Genomic DNA, 13,044 nt, shown 5'->3' with positions numbered 1-13,044 from the left:
GCGCCGGGTACCGTTGGGACACAACGATCTCGTGGGCTCCTGGCGGGCTGCGTGAACCCCAGGAGGAACAGATGACGACGAACCGTGGGCGCAAGGACGTGATCCGCGACCGGATGGCTGCGACCGGTGAGTCGTACAACGTGGCCGCGCGGAACCTCAAGGCGATGAAGGACATGGGCGCCACACGCGACGCCGTCCTCACGCAGCGCTGGCGCCCGGCGGACTCCCTCGACGTGCCGTGCCCCTGCGGAGGCACGTGCGAGCCGGGCGAGCGGTGCGAACGCTGTCACGCGCTCCACCGCCACGTGGCGCGCTACCCGGGGAGCACCACCGAGGTGGAGACGTGGGTGGACCGGTACGAGTGCACCGGCTGCTCCGCCTCGTACACGCTGATCGTCGAGCTGCCCGGCCGCCCCTGGGGTGTCGCCGAGACGGTGATCCAGGGCGGCTCCGCCGAGCCGGTGGTGCGGGCCCGGGTCTTCCCGGGTGTGGTGCACCCGCTGCTGAAGCCCGAGACGTCGGACGAGGACTGACGCGCGCGTCAGTCCTCGTACCGGATCAGGCGTCCGGCGTCAGCCGCAGTGAGATCGAGTTGATGCAGTACCGCTGGTCCGTCGGGGTCGGGTAGCCCTCGCCCTCGAAGACGTGGCCCAGGTGCGAGCCGCAGCGGGCACAGCGGACCTCGGTGCGGACCATGCCGTGGCTGCGGTCCTGGATCAGTTCGACCGCGTCGGTGTCCTTCGGGTCGTAGAAGGACGGCCAGCCGCAGTGCGACTCGAACTTGGTGTCGGAGCGGAACAGCTCAGCGTCACACGCGCGGCAGGAGTAGACGCCCGTGGTCCTGGTGTCGGTGTACTCGCCGACAAAGGCCGGCTCGGTGCCCGCCTTGCGCAGGACGGCGTACTCGGCGGGGGAGAGTTCCTCCCGCCACTGCTCGTCCGGCTTCTCGATGTCGTACGGCACGGTGGCTCCCTCAGCTCGACAGGTGGTCCAGGATCTGCGGGCCGATGTCCGTGACGTCGCCCGCCCCCATGGTGAGAACGAGGTCGCCGGGCTTCGCCATTCCCGCGATGACCTCGGGGACCGTCGCCTTGTCGTGCACGGCGGTGACGTCGGCGCCCGCCGACCGGGCGGCGTCGATGATCAGGGTGCTGGTGATGCCGGGGATCGGGTCCTCGCGGGCCGGGTAGATGTCGAGGACCACGGAGGCGTCGGCCAGCGCGAGGGCCTGCCCCATCTCGGTTCCGAGCTCCTGGGTGCGGGAGAAGAGGTGGGGCTGGAAGACGACCAGGATCCGGGCGTCGGTGGCGGCGCCACGCATCGCTTCGAGGTCGGCCGTCATCTCGGTCGGGTGGTGGGCGTAGCTGTCGATGACCTGGACGCCGGCCGCTTCGCCCTTGAGCTGGAGGCGGCGCTTGACCCCGGTGTACTTGCCGAGGGCCGAGGCGAGGTTGTGGGCGGGGATGCCGAGGGCGACGCCCGCGGCGAGGGCGGCCACCGCGTTCAGGGCGTAGTGGCGGCCGGGCACGGAGACGGTGAAGGTGAGGTACTTCCCGTTCAGGACGACCGTGACCTCGCTGGTCAGACCGCTCGGGGTGATCTTGTGGACGCGTACGTCCGCGGTCGGGGACTCGCCGTAGGTGACGACCTTGAGCGAGGACAGGTCGCGCACCCGGCGGGTCAGTTCGACGGCGCCGGACTGGTCTGCGGAGACGACCAGGGTGCCGTCGGGCACGATCTTGCCGGTGAAGGTCTCGAAGGAGTCGTAGATCTCGTCCATCGAGGCGTAGTTCGCGTGGTGGTCCAGCTCGACGTTGAGGACGATCGCGACCTCGGGGTCGTACTTCTGGAAGCTCCGGTCGCTCTCGTCGGCCTCGGCGACGAAGATCGCACCCTCGCCGTGCGTGGCGTTGGTGCCGGGACCGGCGAGGTCGCCGCCGATCGCGTACGAGGGGTCGAGGCCCAGTTCGGTGAGGGCGACGGCCAGCATCGACGTGGTGGTCGTCTTGCCGTGGGTGCCCGCGACGGCGATGGACCGCAGCCCCTGCATGAGGGAGGCAAGGGCGTCGGAGCGGTGCACGACGGGGATCGAGAGCTCCCCGGCGCGCACCAGCTCCGGATTGTCGTCGCGGATGGCGCTGGAGACGACCACGCAGGTGGCGTCGTCCGCCAGGTGCCCGGCGGCGTGTCCGATGTGGACGGTCGCCCCCAGCGCGCGAAGCGCCCCGGCCGTGGCGGACTCCTTGGAGTCGCTGCCCGCGACCTTCGCGCCCCGCTGGGTGAGGATCTTCGCGATGCCCGACATTCCGGCGCCGCCGATGCCGATGAAGTGCGGCCGTTCCATGGCGGCAGGAATACCGGGTGCCATGCGTGTGTCTCCCAGGGTGGTGCGGGTAGGGGCTCCCAGCCTATTCGCTGTGCGCGAAGAGCTTGAGCACCGGTACGCCGACCTTGTGGCGGGCGCGGGACGCCCAGTCGCGGTGGAAGAACTCCTCCACGTAGTGCGGGGCCGTCAGGACGATGACCTCGTCGGCCTCCGCCCCGTCGACGACGGACTTCAGCTTGTCGAGGGGGTGGTTCTCGATCACCTGGCCGACGGCTTCCGAGCCCGACTGGCGCAGTGCCTCCAGGGACACCTCCAGCGCGAGTTCGGCGGACTGTCTGGCGTTCTTCCCCTCCGGCTCCTCGCTCTCCCTGGCCGCTTCCTTCAGTTCGCCCATCGCCAGGTCGTCGATGGCCCGCAACAGCACATCCGCCTGGTCACCGCGTGGCTGCATGAGCACGACGAAGGAGACCCGCTCCTCCCCGTGCAGGGTGGTGACGAACTCGACGTCCTCGGAAGTGAGGGGCTTCTCGATCATCAAAACGCTGGTGAACACCACAGGGGCCCTTCTGCTTCAGTGGCCGTCGCCGGTCACTGCTGAAACCATCCTTCCCCGTGCTCGCACGGGGTCTGCGAGATCCATTCTGCCCACCGAACGCTAACCGGAACGGAATATTCCGCTCATTGTCGGATCCGACGGTACCGAGAGAAGAGGAACCCGGCCTCTTCCAGCAGCGCTGCCAGGGCGAATCGTTCCGGCACGGCCACCGACGGACCGCCCGCGATCCGCTGCGCGTCACCGGCCGTGAGCATGGGCGCCAGGGTCAGGCAGATCTCGTCCAGCACCCCCGCTGCCACGAACTGGCCGAGCAGCCGGGGGCCGCCCTCCGTCAGCAGCCGGCGGTGCCCACGATCGGCCAGCTCCCGCACCACCCGGGCAGGATCCACCCGGGAGCCCTCCCCCGCGATCACCACCTCGACGCCCGCCTTCCGGGCCGTCTCGATCCGGCCGGGCGGCGCCCCCGCCCCTGTGAGCACGAGCGTGGGAACCAGTGGCGAGACGAAGAGCGGCAGCGAGAAGTCCAGGTCCATGCTCCCGCTCACCACGGCGATCGCCGGCGCGGGCCCCTGCCCGGCCGCCGCCCGCCGCGCGGCGAAGGCCTCCCGGGCCCGCGCGGGGCGGTAGCCCTCCAGCCGCACCGTCTCCGCGCCCGCGATCACGACGTCGGCCAGCCCCCGCAGGGCGCCGAAGATCCGCATGTCGCTCTCGCAGGAGATCGGCTGCGAGCGGCCGTCGTGCTGGGCGGCGCCGTCGAGCGTCGACACCATGTTGGCGCGCAGCCAGGGGCCGCCGGTCTCCGGGTAGGCGTAGGCGTCAAAGAGGGAGTCCAGGCTCCACTCGCCTCGGTCGTCGGCCGCTGTCAGGTCGGTCACAGGGAACAGGCGTCGCATGTTCCGCAGTCTGGCACGGCCTAAGCTGGGGAGTTGTGTCCTCCTCCACCGCCGTGCCGGGGTCCAGCCCCATAGCCGAGACGGCCCCGCAGTCCCTGTGCGCGCTCGAGCCGCACGTCCCCGCCGACCGTCTGGTCGCCGAGATGGTGCCGCCGCCGCGCTTCGACTCCGTGCGTTTCGACACGTACGTTCCCGACCCCGCCCAGCCGAGTCAGATCGAGGCCGTCAAGGTCCTCGCCGACTTCGCGTCCGGGCTCGGCGGGGCGCACGCCACGGGAGCCGGCAAGCGCAAGTGGTTCGGCAGGAAGGCCGTGGCGCCGAGCGGTCCGCGCGGGGTCTACCTCGACGGGGGCTACGGCGTGGGCAAGACCCATCTGCTCGCCTCCCTCTGGCACGCCACGCCCGCCGCGCCCTCGCTGAAGGCCTTCGGCACCTTCGTGGAGCTGACGAACCTGGTGGGCGCGCTGGGCTTCCAGCAGACCGTCCAGACCCTCAGCGGTCACCGGCTGCTGTGCATCGACGAGTTCGAGCTCGACGACCCGGGCGACACCGTGCTGGTCTCCTCGCTGCTGAGCCGGCTGGTCGAGGCTGGGGTGGCGCTCGCCGCGACCTCCAACACGCTGCCCGGCAAGCTCGGCGAGGGCCGGTTCGCAGCCGCGGACTTCCTGCGTGAGATCCAGGGGCTCTCCTCGCACTTCCGCCCGCTGCGCATCGACGGCGAGGACTACCGCCACCGCGGCCTGCCCGACGCCCCGCCCCCGTACTCCGAGGAGCAGGTCACCAGGGCGGCGTACGCGACCGAGGGCGCCAGTCTGGACGACTTCCCCGCCCTGCTCGACCATCTGGCCCGCGTCCACCCGAGCCGGTACGGCGCGCTGACGGACGGCATCCGGGCGGTGTGCCTCACGGAGGTGCAGCCGGTACCCGACCAGTCGACCGCGCTGCGGCTCGTGGTGCTCGCGGACCGGCTGTACGACCGGGAGATTCCGGTACTCGCCTCGGGCCTGCCGTTCGACCGGCTGTTCAGCGAGGAGATGCTGAACGGCGGGTACCGGAAGAAGTACTTCCGGGCAATCTCCCGGCTCACGGCGCTGGCGCGCGACGCAAAGGGGTTGGTGGCGCAGTAGGTTCGGGGGCGTGACTCCGGTGAGGCACGAAGGAGTGCCTCACCACCCCCGTACAACCGCGCATTCCGTTTGAAGGGAACCAGCATGGCTACCACGCGTCAGGCGCACACGGTCTGGGAAGGCAACCTGATCGAGGGCAAGGGTGTCGTCACCCTCGATTCCTCCGGGATCGGGGAGTACCCGGTCTCCTGGCCGTCCCGCGCGGAGAAGGCGAACGGCAAGACGAGCCCGGAGGAACTGATCGCCGCGGCCCACTCCAGCTGCTTCTCGATGGCGCTCTCCAACGGCCTCGCCACGGCCGGCACCCCGCCGACCCGGCTGAACACCCAGGCCGAGGTCACCTTCCAGCCCGGCACCGGCATCACGGGCATCCACCTCACGGTCGAGGGCGAGGTGCCCGGTCTCGACGAGGCCGGCTTCGTCAAGGCGGCCGAGGACGCGAAGGCGAACTGCCCGGTCAGTCAGGCGCTGACGGGCACGACGATCACTCTGAGCGCCTCCCTCGCCTGATCCCTCTCCCCCACTGTCCCCGGGCCGGCCCTGCCGCCCGGGGACAGTGCTGTGCGCTCCCCCGCACACGAGGACCGTGTTCACGTTCCGGCCGTCCTGGATCTCCCGCTCAGGATCCCGGCCCGCAGACACCGGAGGGACCGGCCTCCCGAGCGGGGCCGCTGCCCCCGGGACCCCGGCGTGCGTGGTCGGGGTCGCCGATGACGGGCCGGCTTCCGACGGACGCCGCCCGGCAGGTGTTCGAACGTTTCCATCGCGGGCCCGTGACAGGCGCGGGTTACCCCGAGCCCGGTTCGGGTCTCGGGCCGTCCATCGCCGCATCGCCGATGCGCGCCCGGGGCGGCCCGGACTCGACACACGGCCGGGCTCCCGGTCGGCCTTCCGGCTGCTTCCGCCCCGGAGCGTCGGGCCTGGACCGGCCAGTCGGCCGTGACAACGTTCATGGAGGGCCTCGACGGGGCAGGCCTGCTTTTGACAATGCCATGTCACCTGTCCGCCAACAGGGAGTTGCCACATGTCAACCGCACCTCGACGTCTTGCCACACGACGACAAATCCTGGCCACGAGCGGTGTCGCCGCCACGATCGCCTTCACCGGGGCCTTCAGCGAGCTCTTCGCGGGGACTTCTGCCGCGCGCGGCCACGCGGGCTACGGCCCGCTGGTGCCCGACCCCGACGGGCTGCTCGACCTTCCGAAGGGGTTCCGCTACCGGGTGCTGTCCCGGGAGGGCGACCCGCTCCGTTCCGGCGAGGGGCCGGTCCCCAGCAACTGCGACGGCATGGCGGCGTTCGCCGGCCCTCGCGGGCGCGTCCGGCTGGTCCGCAACCACGAGAACCGGGTCACCGCGAAGATCGCCGTGCCGACGGTCGAGGGGCTCACGTACGACCCGATGGGCAAGGGCGGCTGCACGGCCCTGGAGCTCGACGGCCGCGGCAACGTCCTCGGTGAGCGCGTCGGAATCGCCGGTACGGCGGTGAACTGCGCCGGCGGGCGCACGCCTTGGGACACCTGGCTCACCTGCGAGGAGACCGAGGACAAGGCCGGCACCAACGGCTACACCAAGGACCACGGCTTCATCTTCGAGGTGGACGGCGCGAATCCGCACCGCACCGGCGCGGTGCCCCTGACCGCGATGGGCCGCTTCCAGCACGAGGCGATCGCGATCGATCCACGCAACGGCATCGTGTACGAGACCGAGGACGCGTTCGAGAAGCCGTTCGGGCTCTTCTACCGCTTCCTTCCCGAGAAGCCGCTCGGCGGCACGGGCTCGCTCCGGGCCGGCGGCCGGCTGGAGGCCATGCGGGTGCCGGGCGTCCCCGATCTTTCCGCGGTCCAGGAGACGGGGACGAGTTTCGAGGGGATCGAGTGGGTGCCCGTACCGGATCCGCTGGCCGCCGAAACAGCCATCCGCTTCCAGGACTTCGGGCCCAAGGGCATCACCCACGGCCAGAAGCTGGAGGGCTGCTACTGGGGCGGCTCCTCCGTCTACTTCGTCTCCAGCTTCGCGCACAGCGCGGAGGGCTCAGCGGCCGACCACTTCGGGCAGGTCTGGCGGTACGAGCCGAAGCGGCGCCGGCTGACGCTGGTCATCGCCTTCGGGCCGGACACGGACATCCAGCTGCCGGGCGAGTCGCCGGACAACATCTGTCTGGCGTCCGACGGCGGGCTGATGGTGTGCGAGGACGGCGGAGGGGCGCAGCATGTGTTCGGCCTGACGCGGCGCGGCGAGGTGTACGCCATGGCGCGCGGGCGGCAGAACATCGGGACGGCGGAGGAGCCGGAGTGGGGCGAGTTCGCCGGGGTCACCTTCGCGCCGGACCAGGAGACGATGTTCGTCAACTGCTACACGCCGGGGACGACCTTCGCGGTGACGGGTCCATGGCGCTGACCCTGCTGACGTACTGACGTCGGCCGGCTGAGCACAGAGGCGGCGCGCCCCGTTCCTGATTCGTGGACGGCAACGTTCATTTGATCGGTTTTGATCAACGTGGGCACGGGGCGCCACCCACTCAGCCGGATGGCGATCCATTACCGTCTCACAGTGACCACATTTGCACGCAAAGTTACCAATGCGACCGTTTTGGGAGCGGTCCTCGTAGGTGGGCTTGCCGGATGCGGGAGCCGGGCCGAGACACCCGGAGACCGGCCCACGGCCGCGCGCCGGGGAGCGGCCGCCGTCCAGGTCCCCTCCGCCGCTCCCCCGGCCGCGTCCCCGTCCGCGAAGGGCCCACCCACCATGGCGGCCGGGCCCGCCGGCCTCACCCCCGTCCTCACGCGCGGGGCGCACCGTACGGACAAGGTCGTCGCGCTCACCTTCGACGCCGACATGACGGCCGACGAGGGGCCGCGGGCGGCCGCCGGTGAGCACTTCGACCATCCGGAACTGATCGCGCTGCTGCGCCGGCTGAAGGTGCCCGCGACCGTCTTCATGACCGGCCGGTGGGCCGAGGAGTATCCCTCCCAGGCGCGCTCCATCGGCACGGACCCGCTCTTCGAGATCGCCAACCACTCGTACAGCCACTACGCCTTCACCTCGCCCTGCTACGGCCTGCCGGTCGTGGAGAAGGAGGCGATGCGCGACGAGGTGGAGCGGGCCTTCGGCGCGATCCGGAGGACCGGCGCCCGCAACGTGGTGCCGTACTTCCGCTTCCCCGGCGGCTGTTACGACGACGACGCGCTGCGCGCGCTCGCGCCCGAGAGGGTGACCGCGGTGCAGTGGGACGTCGTCAGCGGTGACGCGTTCGCGACGGACGCGGACGCGGTGGCCGAGCAGGTGCTGGAGGGGGTGGAGCCCGGTTCGCTGGTCGTCATGCACTGCACCCGCAGCGCGGCACCCGTCACGGACGAGGCGGTGGAGCAGGTGGTTCCGGAGCTGCGGAGACGCGGATACCGCTTCGTGAAGGTGTCGGAACTGATGGCCGGCTGATCCGGCCGGGCCGGGACGTCAGCCGGAGCATGCCGTGCGCTGGGCCTCCTGCCACTCGCAGACCGGGCAGAGCGTGATGCCCTTGACGGATGCCGCGTACTCGGTCGGCTTCCGGCACAGCACGCACTCGGCGTACGGAGGTCCGGCGGCGCTGTCGGGCGTCGGAACGGCCGGCGCCTCGCAGTACGACTCGTTCGCGGGTTCGTTCATGCGTACGAGCCTAACGACCTCGTGCACGATTTGAGCCGTCGCTGCATCCGTGCAGGTCAAAGGCTCGGGCGCCGCGACGACGAGCGCCGCTGACCTGCGGCGACGCTTATCGTGCACGCGGTTGTAAGGGCTGTCCCGCCATTCCTGGTGGATCAGCGCGCGGCGTCGGATGCGGTGCATCGCAAGGCGGAGAGGCGCCCGCATACGGGACGTACTCGGGGCGTTTCGACAGCGCGGCGAGGTGCCGTAGCTGTCGTCGTGCGCCCGCCAGGAAGCGCGGCACAGCCCTCACTCAGCCGCGTACCGTCGTGAGCCGGCAGGCGAGCGCGGCAGCCGCGGTCGCCACGGCCGCCGCGCCGAGGAGCGGCAGGAGCGGCACGTGGACGGTGCCGGTGCGGGAGCCGGTGACCAGCCCCGTCACCGCGTACTTCGCCGGCGATCCGCCGGCCACCAGGGCCAGCAGGCTCGCGAGCACGGTCGCCGCGAGGGACCAGCCGCGCCGATGCAGCAGCGGCCGGGTGCACAGCGCCCCGACCGCCGTCCCCAGCAGGAGGCAGCAGGCAGTGGCGAGCAGTCCCGCGAGCCCGGCGGAAAGCAGCGGGACCTCGACGCTGTGGTCCGTGCTCGCCGGCTCGCTGATCAGCAGCACGACCGCCGTGGCGGCCGTACCCAGGAGCCCGGCGGACCCCAGCGCGGTGAGCAGGGCCGCCAGGTGGGCCCTCGGCTGCCCGCCCGCGGCCGCGGCGACGACCGTCCGGGCGGCGGGCGGCTCCTGGGTGGCGCAGACCTGCACGAGCCATGCGGTGACGGGGAGCAGCCCGGCCGCGGTGTAGCCGAGCGAGTCCAGTACGGGCTGGCCCGAGCTGACCCCGACACCGAGGAAGGCCGCGTACAGCAGCACGGGCGCGAGCCAGCGCTGGGAGCGCAGCAGCAGGGCGGTCCGGTAGCGGATCAGAGCGGTCATGCCGCCTCGCCGGGGCGGGCGGGCACAGCCGAGAGCTGCCTGATGTGCCAGGGCGGGCGGGCCGTGAGCAGGGCGCCCAACAGGGCGTCGGAGTATGCGGCCGCGACGGTCAGCCGCAGCGCTCCGTCCCCGGCGGCGCTCCGCTCGGGGGCGCCGGGCAGTCCGGCGGGGAGCGGGGCACCGGGCGGGCCCGTCACCTCGATCCGGACCCGGGGGCCGGCTGCCGTCGCGGCAGGGGCGAGGGGCGCCGCTGCCAGTCCGGTCCCCTCGACCCGCAGGACCACGTCGACCGCGTCCGCGAGCCGGTGCGGGTCGTGGTCGACGAAGACGACGGTGGAGCCCGCGGCCGCGCGTGCCGCGACGGCCCGGTCCAGTTCGGCCCGGGCGGCGGCGTCCAGGCCGGTCCAGGCCTCGTCCAGCACCAGCAACTCCGGTTCGGCCAGGAGCGCCTGGGCGACGGCGACCTTCTGACTGGTGCCCTTGGAGAGCTCCGCGAGCGGCGTACGGGCCTGTTCCACGGCCCCGAACCGGGTCAGCCACTCCGTCGCGCGCGCGGCCGCGTCTGCCGTACGCAGCCCGTGGATCCGGCCGAGGTGCACGAGATACCCGGCGGCGGTGAAGGGCAGCGCCGCCGGGAACCGCTCGGGAACGTACGCCGTGCGCGGCCGGCCGCCGGTGATCCGGCCCTCGGTGGGGGCATCGATCCGGGCGAGGAGCCGCAACAGGGTGGACTTGCCGGTGCCGTTGGCTCCCTCGACGCGGACGAGGGAGCACCTGGGCAGCCCGAGGTCGACCCCGCGCAGCACCCAGGGGCCGGCGAGGCCGTACCGGCGGCCCACCCCGTTCAGTCGCAGGAGGTCCGTACTCAGTTGGACGACGCCTTCTCGGGCTTCAGCTCACTGGGCCGTACGATCACGAATCCCTCGCCGTCCAGGCGGAGCTGGACGGCCTCGCCCGATCCGCCGCGCAGCATGGAGCCGACGCTCTGCGAGCGGTGCAGCGACGTGTTCAGGTGGGCGCTCCAGCCGACGACCGCGTCGGTGTCGACGCACACGGGCTGCTGGGCAGTGACGGGTATCACGATGGGGTGGCCCTCGCACATCAGGCCGAGCTTCCCGTAGCCGCTGAAGACGCTGTTGAAGAGTCCGCCGCCGGTCATGCCGGCACCCTTCACGGTCTTGATCTCGTACGCGAGCGTGGCGTCGAAGCACAGGACGTTGCGGCCGTTGATGGTGAGGACGTCGCCCTGTTCCATCTCCACGATGAAGCAGTTGGCCGCCTCGTGCGCGAACCACGCCTCCCCCTGGCCGCGGACCGCCATGAGCGGCAGCCCCTCGCCCGTGACGGCGCGCTTGAGCATGCCTCCGAGGCCCTGGCCCTTGCGCTCGAACTGGAGGTCACCGCGGAAGGCGATCATCGATCCCTGGCGTGCGTGCATTTCGCCGTTGACCGCGTACTTGATGGATTTGGCGTTCTGCAAGGTCATGCCGGGGGCGGTGGCCTGCTGCGCCATGTGCTCGCTGGAAAAGAGATCGCTCTTCATGCGGTGCATCCTCACCCGGAGTGTTCCATTCCGCCAAGAACGGTTTTCGGGGCGGCTGGCAGACTGTGACGGGTGAGCAGCAACGACAACCCCGAGCCCTCGTCCGTTCCCGCCGGTCCGCCGATGGACAGCCCCTTCCGCTCCGAGCGGACGAACCGTGACGAAGCACCTCAGTACGTACTCCCGTTGGTGGTGCACATCGAGAAGACGGCGCCCCCGGCCCGTACCGACGCTCTGCGCACAGCCGCCCGGGCGGTGCTGGTGATGCTCTCCGACGAGCGGTCGACGGGCGAGGGCGAGTGGGCCCAGGTGATGCGCGACTGGCAGGACGCCCGCATCCGGAAGGTGGTGCGGCGGGCGCGCGGCGCGGAGTGGCGGAAGGCCTGCGCGCTTCCCGGCATCACCGTCACAGGGGACGGGGCCGAGGTGCGCGTCTTCCCGCCGGTGCCGCTCGACGGCTGGCCGAAGGAACTCGCGAAACTCCAGGTCTCGGGGACGGAGCTGGACGACCCCGAGCCGCCGGCCGCGCCCGGCCCGGCCGGCCCGGTCCTCTGGCTGAACCCGGATCTCGGCATGTCGGCGGGCAAGGAGATGGCGCAGGCCGGGCACGGGGCGCAGCTCGCCTGGTGGGAGTTGTCGGAGACGGAGCGCAAGGCTTGGCGCGAGGCGGGCTTCCCGCTCTCGGTCGCCACCCCGGACGCGGACCGCTGGCGGGAACTCACGAGGAGCGGGCTGCCGGTGGTGCAGGACGCGGGGTTCACCGAGATCGCCCCCGGCTCGTGCACGGTGGTCGCCGACCATCCGGCGCTGCGCCGCTGACAGGCTTCTCGGCAGGGTCGCCGGCGGGCCCCTCGGGCCAGGTGGGTCCGCGCGACGGCCGGCCGGCCGCGTCGTCCACCCTTCGTCCGCGGATTCGTCCCGGCCCGTTGAACAACCCGGTCCGCCGATACGTACCTCCTGACGCCACCGCACTGGCAATACTGCCCAGTAGGTTGAACGGCCGGTCAGTCCCCGGCCGTTGGACCGGCGGTTGATTGGACGCCGTCACGCCTCGGCCCGGGAGAACCCTCTGTGCGACGCATCAACGGAACGGCCCTCATCATCGCGGCGCTCGTCGCCACGCTCGGCGCCCTCGCCTACCCGGTCTGGTCGTACGCCGACCGCTCCGGCACCGGCCAGGCCAACCTCCAGGCGTCGTCCGTCTCGACCCAGTGGGGACCGCTCTCCGCGACCGACCGGGACTTCCTGGTGAAGGTCCGCCTGGCCGGACTCTGGGAGCTGCCCGCCGGGCAGCAGGCGATCGAGCGGGCACCGACCGAGGCGATCAAGGCGGCCGGGGACCATCTGGTGGTCGGGCACACGGATCTGGACCGCAGGTCCCGGGAGGTGGCCGCCAAACTGGGTGTGGAACTGCCGAACCAGCCGACCGAACAGCAGCAGGGCTGGCTACGGGAGATGACCGCGGCGAGCGGCCAGGAGTACGAGCGGAAGTTCGCCAATCTGCTGCGGAACGCGCACGGCAAGGTCTTCGCGTTGATCGCCCAGGTGCGGCACACCACCCGCAACTCGCTGATCCGGCAGCTGGCGACCGACGCCAACGTGACCGTGCTCGACCACATCACCATGCTGGAGGGCACGGGCTTCATCGACTTCGACGCCCTGGCCCGCGAGGCGGCGGGGGCGGCCACGGCCAGCCCGACGGGGCCCGCGGTGGCGCCGAGGGGCTCGGTCCTGCCCCAGCCGGTCCCGGCGGTCCCGACCGGGGACCAGTCGTTCACCTCGCGGCCCTCCACGGCGCCGATGCCCTGAGAGCCGGCGCCGAGCCGGCGGACCACGTGAGAGCCGGCGCCGAGCCGGCGGACCACGTGAGAGCCGGCGCCGAGCCGGTGCGGAGCGCCGGGGAACCTCAAATCGAGCTCTGAACGTCCCCTTCTTCGGGTTCACCGCTGTGCGGCGGGGTCATGACCCCGGCAGGTACAGCGAAGGGGG

The 13,044-nt window shown here is 71.7% G+C and carries 15 protein-coding genes; 7 read left to right on the top strand and 8 right to left on the bottom strand.

Features of this window, described 5'->3' with window-relative positions; all coding sequences use genetic code 11:
• Positions 1-71 precede the first annotated feature (71 nt).
• On the top strand, positions 72-533 hold the full coding sequence (locus ABZ434_RS18660) for a hypothetical protein (RefSeq protein WP_359137506.1): 462 nt from the start codon (positions 72-74) through the stop codon (positions 531-533).
• Positions 534-558: 25 nt separating this feature from the next.
• Here the strand turns inward: ABZ434_RS18660 and msrB are convergent, their stop codons facing one another.
• The 4 genes from msrB to ABZ434_RS18640 form a co-directional block, all read right to left on the bottom strand.
• Positions 559-963, bottom strand: coding sequence for a peptide-methionine (R)-S-oxide reductase MsrB (msrB, locus tag ABZ434_RS18655; protein ID WP_359137504.1), 405 nt, complete (start codon positions 961-963; stop codon positions 559-561).
• A gap of 10 nt (positions 964-973) precedes the next feature.
• Positions 974-2,368 carry a UDP-N-acetylmuramate--L-alanine ligase gene (gene murC, locus ABZ434_RS18650; RefSeq protein ID WP_359137501.1) on the bottom strand — a complete coding sequence of 465 codons (1,395 nt, stop codon included), beginning with the start codon at positions 2,366-2,368 and terminating at the stop codon, positions 974-976.
• A gap of 40 nt (positions 2,369-2,408) precedes the next feature.
• Positions 2,409-2,861 carry an indole-3-glycerol phosphate synthase gene (locus tag ABZ434_RS18645; protein ID WP_359137498.1) on the bottom strand — a complete coding sequence of 151 codons (453 nt, stop codon included), beginning with the start codon at positions 2,859-2,861 and terminating at the stop codon, positions 2,409-2,411.
• A gap of 143 nt (positions 2,862-3,004) precedes the next feature.
• Complete coding sequence (locus tag ABZ434_RS18640) at positions 3,005-3,775, bottom strand: pyrimidine reductase family protein (RefSeq protein ID WP_359137495.1); 771 nt, start codon at positions 3,773-3,775, stop codon at positions 3,005-3,007.
• Positions 3,776-3,810: 35 nt separating this feature from the next.
• On the opposite strand from ABZ434_RS18640, the gene zapE reads away from it, so the two are divergent.
• From zapE to ABZ434_RS18620, 4 genes are all read left to right on the top strand, one after another.
• Positions 3,811-4,902 (top strand): cell division protein ZapE, encoded by a 1,092-nt coding sequence (gene zapE / locus ABZ434_RS18635; protein ID WP_359137493.1) that lies wholly within the window; start codon positions 3,811-3,813, stop codon positions 4,900-4,902.
• Between the two features lie 84 nt (positions 4,903-4,986).
• Entirely contained in the window at positions 4,987-5,412 is a 426-nt protein-coding gene (locus ABZ434_RS18630; protein WP_073734893.1) for an OsmC family protein, read from the top strand.
• Between the two features lie 514 nt (positions 5,413-5,926).
• Complete coding sequence (locus ABZ434_RS18625) at positions 5,927-7,300, top strand: alkaline phosphatase PhoX (RefSeq protein WP_359137489.1); 1,374 nt, start codon at positions 5,927-5,929, stop codon at positions 7,298-7,300.
• 348 nt (positions 7,301-7,648) lie between these two features.
• On the top strand, positions 7,649-8,338 hold the full coding sequence (locus ABZ434_RS18620) for a polysaccharide deacetylase family protein (protein ID WP_359137486.1): 690 nt from the start codon (positions 7,649-7,651) through the stop codon (positions 8,336-8,338).
• A gap of 18 nt (positions 8,339-8,356) precedes the next feature.
• Here ABZ434_RS18620 and ABZ434_RS18615 read toward each other — a convergent pair whose 3' ends face one another.
• The 4 genes from ABZ434_RS18615 to ABZ434_RS18600 all read right to left on the bottom strand — a co-directional run bounded on the left by ABZ434_RS18615 (position 8,357) and on the right by ABZ434_RS18600 (position 11,055).
• Positions 8,357-8,548, bottom strand: coding sequence for a hypothetical protein (locus ABZ434_RS18615; RefSeq protein ID WP_359137484.1), 192 nt, complete (start codon positions 8,546-8,548; stop codon positions 8,357-8,359).
• Positions 8,549-8,840: 292 nt separating this feature from the next.
• Complete coding sequence (locus tag ABZ434_RS18610) at positions 8,841-9,512, bottom strand: ABC transporter (protein WP_359137481.1); 672 nt, start codon at positions 9,510-9,512, stop codon at positions 8,841-8,843.
• Positions 9,509-10,366 carry an ATP-binding cassette domain-containing protein gene (locus ABZ434_RS18605; RefSeq protein ID WP_359137677.1) on the bottom strand — a complete coding sequence of 286 codons (858 nt, stop codon included), beginning with the start codon at positions 10,364-10,366 and terminating at the stop codon, positions 9,509-9,511. The genes ABZ434_RS18610 and ABZ434_RS18605 overlap by 4 nt, the downstream gene beginning before the upstream one ends.
• A gap of 11 nt (positions 10,367-10,377) precedes the next feature.
• Complete coding sequence (locus tag ABZ434_RS18600) at positions 10,378-11,055, bottom strand: AIM24 family protein (RefSeq protein WP_359137478.1); 678 nt, start codon at positions 11,053-11,055, stop codon at positions 10,378-10,380.
• Between the two features lie 123 nt (positions 11,056-11,178).
• On the opposite strand from ABZ434_RS18600, the gene ABZ434_RS18595 reads away from it, so the two are divergent.
• Both ABZ434_RS18595 and ABZ434_RS18590 read left to right on the top strand, forming a co-directional pair.
• Positions 11,179-11,874 (top strand): peptidyl-tRNA hydrolase, encoded by a 696-nt coding sequence (locus ABZ434_RS18595; RefSeq protein ID WP_359137674.1) that lies wholly within the window; start codon positions 11,179-11,181, stop codon positions 11,872-11,874.
• Positions 11,875-12,126: 252 nt separating this feature from the next.
• A complete protein-coding gene (locus ABZ434_RS18590; RefSeq protein WP_359137475.1) occupies positions 12,127-12,864 on the top strand; it encodes a DUF4142 domain-containing protein in 738 nt (245 codons plus the stop codon).
• The last annotated feature ends 180 nt before the right edge of the window (positions 12,865-13,044 follow it).

This window comes from Streptomyces sp. NPDC005761, from assembly GCF_040630635.1.
Taxonomy (GTDB): domain Bacteria; phylum Actinomycetota; class Actinomycetes; order Streptomycetales; family Streptomycetaceae; genus Streptomyces.
The sequence above is the reverse complement of the archived record's forward strand: the minus strand, read 5'-3'. Positions and strand labels throughout refer to the sequence as shown.

What these genes read in the sequence shown, in the direction of transcription:
- ABZ434_RS18595 (WP_359137674.1), top strand. Translation starts at nt 11,179, where the DNA reads ATGGACAGCCCCTTCCGCTCCGAGCGGACGAACCGTGACGAAGCACCT.
- ABZ434_RS18620 (WP_359137486.1), top strand. Translation starts at nt 7,649, where the DNA reads ATGGCGGCCGGGCCCGCCGGCCTCACCCCCGTCCTCACGCGCGGGGCG.
- ABZ434_RS18630 (WP_073734893.1), top strand. Translation starts at nt 4,987, where the DNA reads ATGGCTACCACGCGTCAGGCGCACACGGTCTGGGAAGGCAACCTGATC.
- ABZ434_RS18660 (WP_359137506.1), top strand. Translation starts at nt 72, where the DNA reads ATGACGACGAACCGTGGGCGCAAGGACGTGATCCGCGACCGGATGGCT.
- ABZ434_RS18625 (WP_359137489.1), top strand. Translation starts at nt 5,927, where the DNA reads ATGTCAACCGCACCTCGACGTCTTGCCACACGACGACAAATCCTGGCC.
- ABZ434_RS18615 (WP_359137484.1), bottom strand. Translation starts at nt 8,548, where the DNA reads ATGAACGAACCCGCGAACGAGTCGTACTGCGAGGCGCCGGCCGTTCCG.
- ABZ434_RS18645 (WP_359137498.1), bottom strand. Translation starts at nt 2,861, where the DNA reads ATGATCGAGAAGCCCCTCACTTCCGAGGACGTCGAGTTCGTCACCACC.
- ABZ434_RS18600 (WP_359137478.1), bottom strand. Translation starts at nt 11,055, where the DNA reads ATGAAGAGCGATCTCTTTTCCAGCGAGCACATGGCGCAGCAGGCCACC.
- ABZ434_RS18640 (WP_359137495.1), bottom strand. Translation starts at nt 3,775, where the DNA reads ATGCGACGCCTGTTCCCTGTGACCGACCTGACAGCGGCCGACGACCGA.
- ABZ434_RS18610 (WP_359137481.1), bottom strand. Translation starts at nt 9,512, where the DNA reads ATGACCGCTCTGATCCGCTACCGGACCGCCCTGCTGCTGCGCTCCCAG.
- murC (WP_359137501.1), bottom strand. Translation starts at nt 2,368, where the DNA reads ATGGCACCCGGTATTCCTGCCGCCATGGAACGGCCGCACTTCATCGGC.